Genomic DNA, 13,118 nt, shown 5'->3' with positions numbered 1-13,118 from the left:
GTGATCCCGACGTGCACGGCAAGCTAAGCGGGCGTTACAGGCCTCTCTGGCGCCGGAGCCGCACGTGCCAGGCCAGCACCGCGACCGCGAGCAGGGCGGTGCCGATGCGCAGGCTGGTGGCCTGCCAGCCCAATGCGAGGGCGTCATCGAGGCTGAACACATTCCAGGCCAGGTTCATCGAAACATGCAGGACCAGGCCGCACCAGAGCGTGTTGCCGTCAAGGTGGTCGAGCCAGGCGAAGATGAAGCCGCCCAGGGCGATCACCGCGCCGACGAACAGCGCGATGCCGCCACCGTCGAACCCGCCGAAGCCGAGCCAGTGCACCATGCCGAACAACAGCGCCTGCGGCAGTGCAAGCCATGGCCAGGGGCCGCGCACGATCTTTACCAGCAGCACGAAGCCCAGGCCGCGGAAGAGCACTTCCTCGGCCAGCGGGAACAGCACCGCCAGCATGGCGGCATCCAGTGCATTCAGTGCCCTGTTCGGTGTTCCGAGCAGCGCCAGGCCCAGCCAGCACGGCAGGCTGGCCAGCAGCACCCACATGGGGCCGCTCCAGCCGTTGCCGCGCAGCCCCAGGCTGGCCAGCAGGCCCATGTCACGGGGCCGCAGCAGCGCGGCCAGCAGCAGTGCCGCCAGTACCGCCAGCGCGTTGTCCAACAGGCTGCCGCCATAGGGGAAGGGCAGTGCGGGAATCGGTGTGCCGATGGCCGCGGCGATATCGCGCAGGTTCAGGCCAAGGCCGACGCCCAGCAGCACCAGCAACAGGCGTGCGGTGGTGGGCAGGCGGGACAACACGGTCATGTACGCATTCCCTGCGGAACAAGGGCGCAGTGTGCCCCGCGGTACGCATGTGGGCACACGCCGGAAGTCCCTGTGCCATCGGTCATGCGTTGCCGCACAGTCATCGCGGTGCAGGTACAGTCGAAACCAGACCGACAGGAGCAATGCCGATGCTGTGCCCCGTGTGCAAGACCCAGACGCTGCAGATGGCCGAACGCCATGGCATCGAGATTGATTACTGCCCGAGTTGCCGCGGTGTGTGGCTGGATCGTGGCGAGCTGGACAAGATCATCGAACGTGCGGGCGCCGGTGCTGCAGTACCTCCGCCAGCGCCCGTGCAGGCTCAGCCGACGTCCGCGCCGCCACCGGTGATGCACCGTGATACCCGCCACCTCGGCCAGCGCTACGAGGACAACCGGGGACACGGCTACAGGAAAAAGAAGAAGGACAGCTTCCTGTCGGAGTTGTTCGATTTCTAGTTTGTAGCGTCGAGCCATGCTCGACTTTTGGCGCTAACAGTCGAGCAAGCTTCACTCTACATGGGGCGCGTGATCACGGCCGCCGCAGGATGAACTCGCGGTCGTGCGTGTCACCGACGATGAAGTCGTACTCGCCAACCTTGCTGCAGCCATAGCGCGCGTAGAAGCGCTGCGCGCCGAAATTCTCTTCCCACACGCCCACCCACAGGGTGCGGCGCTGCGGCTGGTCCAGCCACGCCATGAACGCGTCCATCATGCGTGCACCATGTCCGCCGTTCTGGTGTGCGGCCAGGATGTAGAACCGCTTCAGTTCGATGTCACCCTCGCATGCATCCGTGTGCGGCAAGGTGTTGGCACCCGCGGCCAGGTAGCCGACCACGGCGTCACCGTCCAGCAACAGCCAGATGGCACTGCGTGGGTCGGACAGTTCGATGCGCTGCGGTTCGCTGCTGTAGTGCGCCTGCAGGAAATCGTGCAGCTCCTGCGGCGGATAGGAGTCGCCCCAGGTTTCGTTGTACGTGGCGATGGCGATCGCCGACAGCGCGTCGACATCGGCAAGGGTGGCGCGGCGGATCTGCAACGACATGGCGGTGCCTGCAATGGAGCGTGGCGCAGTGTAGCCGGCCCCGGCGGCTGCCGGGGCTGGCCATTGCTCACGAACCGCTGCTCAGAACCACATGCGCACGCCCGCCACCCAACGCGTGTCGCGCGCGTGGTCACCGGCATAGTCGGCGGTGTCGCCAAACGTACGTTCGTGGCTGATGCCGATGTACGGCGCGAAGCGACGGCTGAACTCGTAGCGCAGGCGCAGGCCGGCCTCTACCTTGTTCAGGCCACGGCCGATGCCGTACTCCTGCTCGTCCTTGGCCGCAACGGTAGCTTCCAGCAGCGGCTGCAGGATCAATCGGTTGGTCAACAGCACGTCGTACTCGACCTCAGCCTTGGCCAGCACCTGGCCGCCGGAGCCCATGTACAGCGTGGCCGAGCTTTCGAACTTGTACGGCGCCAGACCCTGGATGCCGATGGCCGCCCATGTGCGCGAGTCGGACGGGCGGAAGTCCTGGCGCACGCCGACCAGCACGTCCCACCACGGCGACACGCTGCGACCATACAGTGCTTCCAGTGACGACGATTCGGTGCGGCCGCGGCTGCGTTCGCCATCGGTGCGCAGCCACATGCGGTTGATGTTGCCGCCGACCCAGCCGGTGGCCTCCCATGCCTGGCCGTTGCTGCTCTTGCCATCCCAATGCTCAAGCCGGTCGATCAGCAGCAGGCTGTTGATCTCCGGCGCGTGTTCCATCGCACCGTGCGCGATCGGCGGGAAGGCGGCGGCGCGGTCGGCATCGGTCGGGACCGGGATCGGTTCGCGCGGTTCGGTGGGTGCAGGCGTGCCGTGGCCCATCGCCCCGTGGTCCATCTGCGAATGGTCCATCGCCGCTGGCTGCATCGAGCCATGGTCCATCTTCGAGTGGTCCATCGTGGGGTGGTCCATGCCGGCCTGATCCGCCGCACACATGTCCATCTCCGAATGATCCATCTTTGAATGATCGACCGGTTCGGCAGGGGTCTTCGCGCTCTTCGCAGGCACGTTCATCGCGCCCATGTCATGGCCGGCGTGCGACTGCGCGAACACCGGCAACGCGGCGGCGAGGCCCAGGGCCAGCAGGCTGGGGGAAAGCAGTGAGCGGCTCATTCTTCGATCCTCACTTCGCGCATCATGCCCGCTTCCATGTGGTACAGCAGATGGCAGTGGTAGGCCCAGCGGCCGAGTGCATCGGCGCGCACGCGATAGCTGCGGCGGGTGCCCGGCGGCATGTCGATGGTGTGCTTGCGGACCTGGAACTCACCTTGCGCGTTTTCCAGATCGCTCCACACGCCGTGCAGGTGGATCGGGTGCTGCATCATGGTGTCGTTGACCAGCACGATGCGCATGCGCTCGCCGTAGTTCAGCCGCAGCGGCTCGGCGCTGGCGAACGGGACGCCATCGAACGACCACGAGAATTTCTCCATGTGGCCGGTTAGGTGCAGCTCGATCTCGCGGCTCGGCTCGCGGCCATCCGGGTCTTCGAACAGGCTGCGCATCGCGCCGTAGGTCAGCACCTGGCGGCCGTTGTCGCGCAGGCCGATGCCAGGGTCGTCCAGCTTCGGCTCGGTGGCCGAACTCTGCATGTCCATCAGCGGGTTGTTGCGCTCGCTGGCCGGATGCTTCGGTACCTTGCTGGCGGTACCGCCGCCGCCGTGCGCACCGTGGCCCATGCTGGCGCCGCAGCTACCTTCCGTGCTCTTCATCGCGGCCATGTCGTGGCCGCCGTGGCCACCACTGCCCATGTCGTGCCCCATGTCGCTCATCGTCAGCAACGGGCGTGGGTCGCGCGCGGGAATCGGTGCCTGCAGCCCGTAGCGTACCGCCAGCGTGCCGGCGGCGTAGCCGGTGCGACCCATGTCCTGGCAGAAAATGGTGAACGCATCCTGGCCGGTGGGTTCGACCAGCACGTCGTAGGTTTCGGCGGGAGCGATGCGGAATTCGTCGATGCTGACCGGGTGGATGTACTGGCCGTCAGCGGCCACCACGGTCATCTTCAAACCGGGGATGCGCACGTCGAAGTAGGTCATCGACCCGCCGTTGATGAAGCGCAGCAGCACCTTTTCGCCACTGCGGAACAGGCCGGTCCAGTTGCCGGCCGGGGCGGTGCCGTTCATCAGGTAGGTGTAGGTATGCGCGTTGATATCGGAGATATCGGTGGGCGTCATCCGCATCCGGCCCCACATGCCACGGTCGGACAGCGCCGCGGACCAACCGTCGCGTTTCGCGTCGCGCAGGAAGTCGGGCAGGGTGCGCTTGTAGTAGTTGTCGTGCTCGGCCAGCTTCTTCATGCGCCGGAACAGCGCGCCCGGATCCATGTCGGTCCAGTCCGACAGCATGATCACGTGCTCGCGGTCGTGGTGGTACGGCGCCGGTTCGGCCGGGTCGATGATCAGCGCGCCGTACAGGCCGGCCTGTTCCTGGAACATCGAGTGGCTGTGGTACCAGTAGGTGCCCGACTGCTTCAGCTGGAAGTGGTAGTGGTAGGTTTCGCCGGGGCCGATGCCGTTGAAGCTCAGGCCCGGCACGCCGTCCATGTTGGCCGGCAGCAGGATGCCGTGCCAGTGGATGGAGGTCGGGTGGCGTTCCAGCGTGTTGCGCACGAACAGGTCCACGGTCTGGCCTTCGCGCCAGCGCAGGATCGGGGCCGGCAACGAGCCGTTGACGGTGATCGCCGGGCGGGTGCGGCCGGTGAAATTGGCCAGCGATTCGCCGATGGCCAGTTCGATGCGGGTATCGCTGAGCACGGCGGGGGCACCGGCCAGCCGTGGGGCGGCAGTGGCGGCGGCGAGCGCGCGTTGCGGCACGCCGACAGCGGCGATGCCGGCGACCACGCCACCGGCGGCCAGGCCCTGCACGAACAGGCGGCGCGACGGCATGGGCACAGCGCCCGGACCGGGGAGATTGCGGGTATTCATGGTGGAGACTCCAGACACGGAAAGACGCCGGCAGGCCGCCGGCCCCGGTGCGCAGGGCGCACAGTACGTGTGGAATCAGCCGATGGGAGGGCGTGAGATCGGCGGCAGCGGCGGCGACGGGCGGCCGGTGGCCGGCATCGGCTGCGGTGCCAGCGACAACGCCGGGCCGGCCATGAACGGCAACGCCTGCACCACCAGCAGCGGGTGCTGGGCGCAGCTGCGCACGCAGTCCTTGATCTGGCAGTGGGCGTCGTGGGCGGGGGCCTTGGCCTGCGGGGCCTGATCGGCCTGCATGGCGGCGTGGTGGTGGCAGTCGGCATTGCCGCCTTCAAGGGCGGCTGCCGCGTGGGTCATCCGGCCCATTTCCTCGTGACCGCTGGCCATGGCCGCGTTCAGCCCGTTGAGCAGCAGGCTGAGCATGAGCACGACACGGAGCAGGGTCGAGGCGAGGGACATGGCGCTAATCTAGCCGCAAGCGGCCGTGGATGCACTTCCGGCTGAATGGTCGGTTCAAGGTTGGACCTGCACCAATGTAGAGCCGAACCCGCGCTCGGCTGCTTCTGCGGCCACGGCAGCCGAGCGTGGGCTCGGTGCTACAGGGAGCGCGGCGTCAGCCTTCTTCGCGCACGATCTCGACCAGGCGCGGGCCGTAGCGGCTCAGCTTGGTGCCGCCGATGCCGCCGACCCGGGCCAGTTCATCCAGGCTGGTCGGGCGCTGCTCGGCGATGTTGCGCAGGGTGCTGTCGTGGAAGATCACGAAGGCAGGCACGTTCTGTTCGCGCGCCAGTTCGGCACGCAGGCCGCGCAGGGCGTTGAACAGTGCCAGGTCCTGCGGCAGTACCGACAACCCGGTGCGCTGCGCGCTGCGCTCGCGTCCGCTGGTGCTGCTGGCCGGGTCGCGGCGCATGCTGATCTGGCGGCGGCCGGTCAGCACGTCACGGCTGGCATCGGTCAGGCGCAGGCCACCGTGGCCCTCGCTGTCCACTTCCAGCAGGCTGGCGGCGACCAGCTGGCGGAACACGCTGCGCCAGGTGCGCGCATCCAGATCGCGGCCGATGGCGTAGGTGCTGAGCTTGTCGTGGCCCTGCTGCTTCACCTTCTCGTTCTCGCTGCCACGCAGGACGTCGATCAGGTGGCCGACGCCGAAGCGCTGGCCGGTGCGGTAGACACAGCTCAGTGCCTTCTGCGCCGGAATGGTCGCGTCCCACGAGGCCGGCGGCGTCAGGCAGTTGTCGCAGTTGCCGCACGGCTGGGGATAGGTCTCGCCGAAACCGGCCAGCAGCACCTGGCGGCGGCACTGCATGGATTCGCAGTAGCCCAGCAGGTGATCGAGCTTGCCCCGCTCCAGCTGCTTGCGTTCTTCGCCGGCCTCGGATTGTTCGATCATCTGCTTGAGCAGTACCACGTCGCCCAGGCCGTAGCACAGCCAGGCCTCGGCAGCTTCGCCATCACGACCAGCGCGGCCGGTTTCCTGGTAGTAGCCTTCCATCGACTTGGGCAGGTCGGTATGCGCGACAAAGCGCACGTCCGGCTTGTCGATGCCCATGCCGAAGGCGATGGTGGCGCACATGACGATGCCGTCCTCGCGCAGGAAGCGGCGCTGGTTGTTCGCGCGCACTTCCGGCGGCAGGCCGGCGTGGTAGGGCAGGGCGTTGAAGCCCTGGCCGCAGAGGAATTCAGCGGTCTCCTCGACCTTGCGCCGCGACATGCAGTAGACGATGCCGGCCTCGCCACGGTGGCCGCGCAGGAAATCGGTCAGCTGCTTGCGCGCGTTGTCCTTCTGCACCACGGTGTAGCGGATGTTGGGGCGGTCGAAGGAGCTGACGAAGTGGCGTGCTTCCTGCAGGTCGAGGCGCTCGGCGATCTCGCGCTGGGTCGGCGGGTCGGCGGTGGCGGTGAGCGCGATCCGCGGAATCTGCGGCCAGCGCTCGTGCAGTACGGTCAGCTGGCGGTATTCCGGGCGGAAGTCGTGGCCCCACTGCGACACGCAGTGGGCTTCGTCGATGGCGAACAGGGCGATCTGGCTGCGCGACAGCAGCGACAGGAAGCGGCCGGTCAGCAGCCGCTCGGGAGCGACATAGAGCATGTCCAGCTCACCCGCGAGCAGTTCGCGCTCGACGCGGCCGGCGGTCTCGGCATCCAGGGTTGAATTCAGGTACTCGGCACGCACGCCGAGCTGGCGCAGGGCTTCGACCTGGTCCTGCATCAGCGCGATCAGCGGCGAGATGACGATGCCACATCCGTCACGCAGCAGGGCCGGGACCTGGTAGCACAGCGACTTGCCACCGCCGGTGGGCATCAGTACCAGGGCATCATGACCGGCAGCCACATGCTCCACGATGTCCTGCTGCGGACCACGGAAATCGTCGTAACCAAAGACGCGTTGGAGCAGGTCGTGCGCGGGACGGGAAGCCATCCGGCTAGTTTACCTCCCGGAGGCGGCGGCAGGGCTGCGCCCTGCACCTGCTACAAGCCAGAGCAACGTCAAAGGCAACAGCCGGCTCTGGGGTGATTCGTGGTTTGGTGGGGCGGTGTCGGAGTGCGGGGACGCCGCAAGTACGTCCGCGTAGGCTTGGCAGCCGCATCCATGCGGCTGACACCCCGCAATCCGACACCGCCCCACCTTCGACAGTTTCCCGCGGCCGTTGGTGGGTGTCGACCTTGGTCGACACCTCTGTCAGATATCGAATGAATTCATCCGTGTCGACCAAGGTCGACACCTACCAGAGCGGACGCTGTTCCAGCAGATCGCGGAAAACTGTCGAAGGCGGGGTGGGTCCGGTGGCAGGGGTGTCCGCGGCATGGATGCCGCGGCCAAGCCCCCAAGGACGGGTTTACGGCGTCCCCTGCCACCGGACCCACCCCGCCAGCCCACAGATAGCCAGCTTTTGACGTTGCCGTTGCCTCGGCGGGTGCAGGGCGCAGCCCTGCCGAGCCCCCCAACTCTTACTGGAGCAGAGAACGCAGCATCCAGGCGTACTTCTCGTGGGTCTGCAGCCGCTGGGTCATCAGATCCTCGGTCGGGGCGTCGTCACCCTTGGCCGCCACCTCCAGCACTTCACGTGCCGTACGGCAGACCGCTTCGTTGGCGACCACCAACTGGCGTACCATTTCACGCCAGTCCGCACTGTCGGTCAGGCCCGGTTCCTCGGCGATCGAGGTCAGCGCAGCGAATTCCCGGTAGGAGCCCGGGGCATTGAAGCCCAGCGCGCGGATGCGCTCGGCCACGTCGTCCAGTGCCGCCCACTGCTCGGTGTACTGCGTCTCGAACATGGTGTGCAGCGAGTTGAACATCGACCCGGTCACGTTCCAGTGGAAGTTGTGCGTCTTCAGGTAGAGCGTGAACGCATCGGCCTGGAAGCGCGACAGACCGTCGGCGATCTTCTTGCGGTCGCCCTGGGTGATCCCGATATCGATGTTCGGTGCCGACGGTGCCGCCGCAGCAAGCTTCTGCTTGCCGGTCTTGGCCTTGGTCGTGCTCTTGGTCTTCGCCATGGGGTTCCTCCTTGTGGAATCGTTGGCCTTCACAATAAACCGGTCGTGATGACTGGTCGCTTTCAAAGTTTTGAACGAACCGATTGATGAACTCTATCGATAAAAATCCATCGCCCCGCCTGCGCCAACAGCGTGCCGCCATCGACGGCGCCATGAGCCGCGACCGGGGCCGTTTGCTGGGGATGCTCTCGCGTTGCCAGGCCAAGCCACAGGATGCGGCACTGGCCGCCACCTTCGAGCAGGCCTTGCAGGCGTCGGTGCAGCGCCGGCAGGTGCGGGCGCAACAGCAGCCGTCCATTACTCTGGACCCGCAGCTGCCGATTGCGCGTGAAGCCGACGCCATCATCGGGCTGATCCGCGAACATCAGGTGGTGGTGATCGCCGGTGAAACCGGCTCGGGCAAGACCACCCAGCTGCCGAAACTGTGCCTGGCCGCCGGCCGTGGCCAGGCCGGCATGATCGGCTGCACCCAGCCGCGACGGATTGCCGCACGTGCGGTGGCCAGCCGTGTCGCACAGGAACTGCAGAGTGAACTGGGCCAGCTGGTCGGCTACCAGGTGCGCTTCAATGACAAGGTCAGCGAAGACAGCCGCATCAAGTTCATGACCGACGGCATTCTGCTGGCGGAGATCGCCAGTGACCGCTGGCTGTCGAACTACGACACGATCATCGTCGACGAGGCGCACGAACGCAGCCTCAACATCGATTTCCTGCTGGGCTACCTGAAGCAGCTGCTGCGCAAGCGGCCGGACCTGAAGCTGATCGTCACCTCGGCCACCATCGACACCGAACGCTTCGCCCAGCATTTCGACAATGCGCCGGTGATCAGCGTCGAAGGCCGTACCTATCCGGTGGAAGTGCGCTACCGCGCGCTGGAAGGCGAGGGCGAAGACCAGGGCGAACGCACCGTCAACGACGCCATCGTGTCGGCCATTGACGAGATCACCCGCCTGGATGCGCGCGGCGACGTACTGATCTTCCTGCCGGGCGAGCGCGAGATCCGCGATGCGCACCAGTCGCTGGAGCGGCGCAAGTACCGTAATACCGAGGTGCTGCCGCTGTACGCCCGCCTGTCCAACCAGGACCAGGACCGGGTGTTCAACCCCGGGCCGAACCGGCGCATCGTGCTGGCCACCAACGTGGCGGAAACCTCGCTGACGGTGCCGCGCATCCGTTACGTGGTCGATCCGGGCTTCGCCCGCGTCAAGCGCTACAGCCCGCGCAACAAGCTGGACCGCCTGCACATCGAGCCGATCTCGCAGGCCAGCGCCAACCAGCGCAAAGGTCGCTGTGGCCGTATTGCCGAGGGCATCTGTTACCGCCTGTACGCCGAAGCCGATTTCCAGGCGCGGCCCGAATTCACCGATCCGGAAATCCGCCGCTCCAGCCTGGCTGGGGTGATCCTGCGCATGCTGCAGCTGGGCCTGGGCCGGATCGAGGAATTCCCGTTCCTGGAGGCACCGGACGAGCGTGCGGTGGCCGATGGCTGGCAGCAACTGACCGAACTGGGCGCGATCGACGCCGAGCGGCGCATGACCACCATCGGCAAGCAGATGGCACGCCTGCCGGTGGACGTGAAGCTTGCGCGCATGCTGGTGGCCGCGCAGGCCGCAGGCTGCCTGCGGCCGATGCTGGTGATCGCCTCGTTCCTGGGCATCCAGGACCCGCGCGAACGCCCACCCGAAGCGCGTGGTGCGGCCGACAGCGCGCACGCGCAGTTCGCCGATGGCCGCTCCGAGTTCGTTGGCGTGCTGCGCCTGTGGGATGCCTACCGGCAGGCCCATGAAGACCTGACCCAGTCCAAGCTGCGCGACTGGTGCGGACGTCATTTCCTCGGCTTCCTGCGCATGCGCGAGTGGCGCGAGCTGCATCGCCAGCTGCGGCTGCTGTGCGAGGAACTGGGCTGGAAGGAGGAGGCCAGCGAGGCGTCGATGGCGCCGTTGCTGGCCGGCAGCAGTGCGCCGGCACCGGCGCGTGATGACGCGGCGGCGGTGAAAGCCACCCGGGGCCAGCTGCACCGCGCCGCGCGCCTGGCCCGCGAAGGCAAGGCGGAGACTGCACCGGCGCCGGTGGCCGTGCGCGCGCAGAAGGAACAGGCGCCGGTTGGCGGCGGTTTCAGCGAACGCGTGCGCGCCGCTGCCTACCAGACCCTGCACCGGGCGCTGGTGGCGGGCCTGCCGACGCAGATCGGCCACCGCACCGAGAAGGGCGATTTCCAGGCGCCACGCCAGCGCCGCTTCCTGCCGTTCCCGGGTTCGGCGCTGTCCAAGCGGCCGCCGCCGTGGCTGCTGGTGGCCAATCTGCTGGATACGCAGAAAGTGTGGGGCATGACCCTGGCCGCGATCGAACCGGACTGGGTGATTGCCGAGCTGCCGCACTTGCTGCTGCGCAAGCACTTCGATCCGCACTGGTCGCGCGCGCAGGGACAGGTGCTGGCCTCCGAGCAGATCAGCCTGTTCGGCCTGGTGCTGGCGCCGAAGAAGCCGGTGCATTACGGCCGCATCGAGCCGGGCGAGGCACATGACATCTTCGTGCGCCAGGCATTGGTGACCGGCGAGATCAACACCCGCGCCAGTTTCGTGGCCGACAACCAGAAAGTGCTGGAGGTCGCCCGCGAGGAGGAAGCCAAGCTGCGTCGCGCCGGCATCGTCGCCGACGAGGACTGGCAGGCGCGCTGGTACCTGGACCGGGTGCCGCCGCAGATCCATTCGGCTGCGGGCCTGGATGCCTGGTGGAAGGGGCTGGCGCCGGAACAGCGCAAGACCCTGCACTGGTCGCTCGCAGACTTGCTGCCCGGAGAGGGCAGTGAGCAGGAGCGCTACCCGAAATACCTGGCGCTGGGCCAGGCGCGGTTGCCGCTGCACTACCGCTTCGAGCCGGGTGCCGACGATGACGGCGTGACCCTGGACGTGCCGCTGCACCTGCTCAATGCATTGGACCCGGTGCAGCTGGGCTGGCTGGCGCCGGGCTTCGTCGCCGACAAGGCCTCGGCACTGATCCGCAGCCTGCCCAAGGCAATGCGCCGCAACTACGTGCCGGCGCCGGACTTCGGCCGCGCGTTCTACGAGGCGTTTCCGCAGCCCAGCGCCGATGCCATCACCGGCGAACTGGCGCGTTTCCTGTCACGTGCAACCGGTGCCACCGTGACCGCGCTCGATTTCGAGCCCGGTTCGATCGAGCCGCACCTGCACATGAACCTGCGGCTGCGCGACGAGCAGGGCAAGGTGCTGGCCACTTCGCGTGATCTGGACGCACTGCGCGCGAAATTCGGCGGTCGTGCCGGCGATGCCTTCGCTGCACGCGCTGGCCGCGAGATGGCGGCCGATGGCCTGCGCACGTTCCCGGCCATGCCGATACCGCTGCAGGTACCCGGTGAAGCCGGCGTTCCGGCCTATCCGGCGTTGCTGGACGAGGGTGACAGCGTGGCGCTGCGCATCTTCGCCGATCGGCAGCAGGCACAGGAGGCTCACCCGCTGGGCGTGCGCCGGCTGCTGGAGATCGCCCTGGCCGAGAAGATCAAGCAGGCGCGCAAGCAGCTGCCGGTGGGCGCCAAGACCGGCCTGTTGTATGCGGCGATCGAGTCGCAGGAGCGCCTGCGCGGAGACCTGGTGGATGCGGCGATGAACGCGGTGTTGGCGGAGGGCCTGGAAGACATCCGCGATGCGGCGGCCTTCGAACAGCGCCGTGAGCATGCGGCCAAGGCCCTGTTCGGCGAGGCCATGTCGCGGCTGAAACTGGCCGAAACCATCCTGGCGCTGGTGGCGGAACTGAAGCCGATGCTGGAAGCACCGTTGATGGGTTGGGCACGCGGCAACCTGGACGACATGGAAGCGCAGCTTTCCGGGCTGATCCACCCCGGTTTCCTGCGCGATACGCCGGCCGACGCGCTGGCGCAGTATCCGCGCTACCTGAAGGCGATGATCCTGCGCAGCGAACGCGCCAAGCGTGATCCGCCACGTGACCAGGCACGCATGCTGGAACTGCATCCGTTCCTGGAAGCGCTGGAAACGGCAGAGCAGCAGGGCCTGCGCGATCGCCCGCAATGGCAGGCGCTGCGCTGGGATCTGGAAGAGCTGCGGGTGTCACTGTTCGCGCAGGAGCTGGGGGCACGTACCGGCATTTCGGCGAAGAAGCTGGCGCAGCGGGTGACGGCACTGCGCCAGGCCTCGTAACCCCCAACCCGACCCCGCCGGACGATGACCGGCGGGGTACGGTGGGAGGTCATCCACGCGTGGCGTGGATCCACTACTTGGAGCGGCGCACCTTGGGCTGGCTGTTCACGCCTTCCACCTTCATGTACCACACGCCCATCACGCCGGGCTTGATGCTGACCTTGGGCGATTGCTTGCGCACGCCGACCACGCTGGTGCTGTCGGTCTGCTCCCATTCCTGGCCGTTGTCCAGCACGTAGACGCGGCCCTTGCCGAAGCCACGGAACTCGCCCTGCAGCACGCCGGTGATCGGCTCGCTGCTGCCGAAATCGAAGAACCCGCGGTTCTTCACGATCACTTCCTGGCGGCCCTGTTCGCGGGCTTCTTCGCGTACCGCTGCCACAGCCTGGGTCGTCGCCGCTTCAACCTTGCCCTGCAGCCAGCGGTTGAGCGTGGCCAGTTCCTGCGCGCTCAGCTTGTCCAGGCCGGCCGCCTTGAATTCGGTCGGCGACATCTGCTGCTGCAGGTCACCGTCCACCACGCGCTGGGCCAGCGCAGGCGCCGACAGGGACAGCAGCAGTGCGGCGCAGGCCAGCAGCCGTGGACGGAAACGTGGGGCGATCGAGGGCATGGCGGAACTCTCCTGGGTTTGCCGGCGAGTGTAGCGGCATGTCTTCATGCCGGGTGATGGTGGCTGCGGTGATTGTCCCT

At 67.2% G+C, this 13,118-nt stretch carries 10 protein-coding genes; 2 read left to right on the top strand and 8 right to left on the bottom strand.

Annotation, left to right across the window (positions count from 1 at the left end):
* Positions 1 to 34 precede the first annotated feature (34 nt).
* A complete protein-coding gene (locus tag AC5P6S_RS01790; protein ID WP_495204441.1) occupies positions 35 to 802 on the bottom strand; it encodes a CPBP family glutamic-type intramembrane protease in 768 nt (255 codons plus the stop codon).
* Between the two features lie 149 nt (positions 803 to 951).
* Between AC5P6S_RS01790 and AC5P6S_RS01785 the strand changes: the two genes are divergently transcribed.
* Positions 952 to 1,260, top strand: coding sequence for a TFIIB-type zinc ribbon-containing protein (locus tag AC5P6S_RS01785; protein ID WP_043035098.1), 309 nt, complete (start codon positions 952 to 954; stop codon positions 1,258 to 1,260).
* A gap of 73 nt (positions 1,261 to 1,333) precedes the next feature.
* Here AC5P6S_RS01785 and AC5P6S_RS01780 read toward each other — a convergent pair whose 3' ends face one another.
* The 6 genes from AC5P6S_RS01780 to AC5P6S_RS01755 all read right to left on the bottom strand — a co-directional run bounded on the left by AC5P6S_RS01780 (position 1,334) and on the right by AC5P6S_RS01755 (position 8,256).
* The gene (locus AC5P6S_RS01780; protein ID WP_043035097.1) at positions 1,334 to 1,846 is read right to left on the bottom strand and encodes a GNAT family N-acetyltransferase; all 513 of its coding nucleotides are present in this window, start codon (positions 1,844 to 1,846) and stop codon (positions 1,334 to 1,336) included.
* 81 nt (positions 1,847 to 1,927) lie between these two features.
* Positions 1,928 to 2,953, bottom strand: coding sequence for a copper resistance protein B (locus tag AC5P6S_RS01775; RefSeq protein ID WP_495204440.1), 1,026 nt, complete (start codon positions 2,951 to 2,953; stop codon positions 1,928 to 1,930).
* Positions 2,950 to 4,761, bottom strand: coding sequence for a copper resistance system multicopper oxidase (locus tag AC5P6S_RS01770; RefSeq protein ID WP_495204439.1), 1,812 nt, complete (start codon positions 4,759 to 4,761; stop codon positions 2,950 to 2,952). The genes AC5P6S_RS01775 and AC5P6S_RS01770 overlap by 4 nt, the downstream gene beginning before the upstream one ends.
* 75 nt (positions 4,762 to 4,836) lie before the next feature.
* On the bottom strand, positions 4,837 to 5,217 hold the full coding sequence (locus AC5P6S_RS01765; RefSeq protein WP_044570737.1) for a CopL family metal-binding regulatory protein: 381 nt from the start codon (positions 5,215 to 5,217) through the stop codon (positions 4,837 to 4,839).
* Positions 5,218 to 5,371: 154 nt separating this feature from the next.
* Positions 5,372 to 7,177 (bottom strand): DNA helicase RecQ, encoded by a 1,806-nt coding sequence (recQ, locus tag AC5P6S_RS01760; RefSeq protein ID WP_005410733.1) that lies wholly within the window; start codon positions 7,175 to 7,177, stop codon positions 5,372 to 5,374.
* A 530-nt stretch (positions 7,178 to 7,707) separates the two neighbouring features.
* Positions 7,708 to 8,256 carry a Dps family protein gene (locus AC5P6S_RS01755; RefSeq protein WP_005410730.1) on the bottom strand — a complete coding sequence of 183 codons (549 nt, stop codon included), beginning with the start codon at positions 8,254 to 8,256 and terminating at the stop codon, positions 7,708 to 7,710.
* A gap of 86 nt (positions 8,257 to 8,342) precedes the next feature.
* On the opposite strand from AC5P6S_RS01755, the gene hrpA reads away from it, so the two are divergent.
* A complete protein-coding gene (gene hrpA / locus AC5P6S_RS01750) occupies positions 8,343 to 12,428 on the top strand; it encodes an ATP-dependent RNA helicase HrpA (RefSeq protein WP_495204438.1) in 4,086 nt (1,361 codons plus the stop codon).
* A 73-nt stretch (positions 12,429 to 12,501) separates the two neighbouring features.
* Here hrpA and AC5P6S_RS01745 read toward each other — a convergent pair whose 3' ends face one another.
* Positions 12,502 to 13,038: a hypothetical protein gene (locus AC5P6S_RS01745; RefSeq protein WP_005410728.1), complete on the bottom strand. Its 537-nt coding sequence runs from the start codon at positions 13,036 to 13,038 to the stop codon at positions 12,502 to 12,504.
* Between the last annotated feature and the right edge of the window lie 80 nt (positions 13,039 to 13,118).

Source organism: Stenotrophomonas sp. YJH_SMC_119, from assembly GCF_059368315.1.
This window is presented reverse-complemented; position numbering and strand designations above follow the sequence as displayed.

Coding starts and splice junctions, on each gene's coding strand:
- AC5P6S_RS01790 (WP_495204441.1), bottom strand. CDS start 802: ATGACCGTGTTGTCCCGCCTGCCCACCACCGCACGCCTGTTGCTGGTG.
- AC5P6S_RS01785 (WP_043035098.1), top strand. CDS start 952: ATGCTGTGCCCCGTGTGCAAGACCCAGACGCTGCAGATGGCCGAACGC.
- AC5P6S_RS01780 (WP_043035097.1), bottom strand. CDS start 1,846: ATGTCGTTGCAGATCCGCCGCGCCACCCTTGCCGATGTCGACGCGCTG.
- AC5P6S_RS01775 (WP_495204440.1), bottom strand. CDS start 2,953: ATGAGCCGCTCACTGCTTTCCCCCAGCCTGCTGGCCCTGGGCCTCGCC.
- AC5P6S_RS01770 (WP_495204439.1), bottom strand. CDS start 4,761: ATGAATACCCGCAATCTCCCCGGTCCGGGCGCTGTGCCCATGCCGTCG.
- AC5P6S_RS01765 (WP_044570737.1), bottom strand. CDS start 5,217: ATGTCCCTCGCCTCGACCCTGCTCCGTGTCGTGCTCATGCTCAGCCTG.
- recQ (WP_005410733.1), bottom strand. CDS start 7,177: ATGGCTTCCCGTCCCGCGCACGACCTGCTCCAACGCGTCTTTGGTTAC.
- AC5P6S_RS01755 (WP_005410730.1), bottom strand. CDS start 8,256: ATGGCGAAGACCAAGAGCACGACCAAGGCCAAGACCGGCAAGCAGAAG.
- hrpA (WP_495204438.1), top strand. CDS start 8,343: ATGAACTCTATCGATAAAAATCCATCGCCCCGCCTGCGCCAACAGCGT.
- AC5P6S_RS01745 (WP_005410728.1), bottom strand. CDS start 13,038: ATGCCCTCGATCGCCCCACGTTTCCGTCCACGGCTGCTGGCCTGCGCC.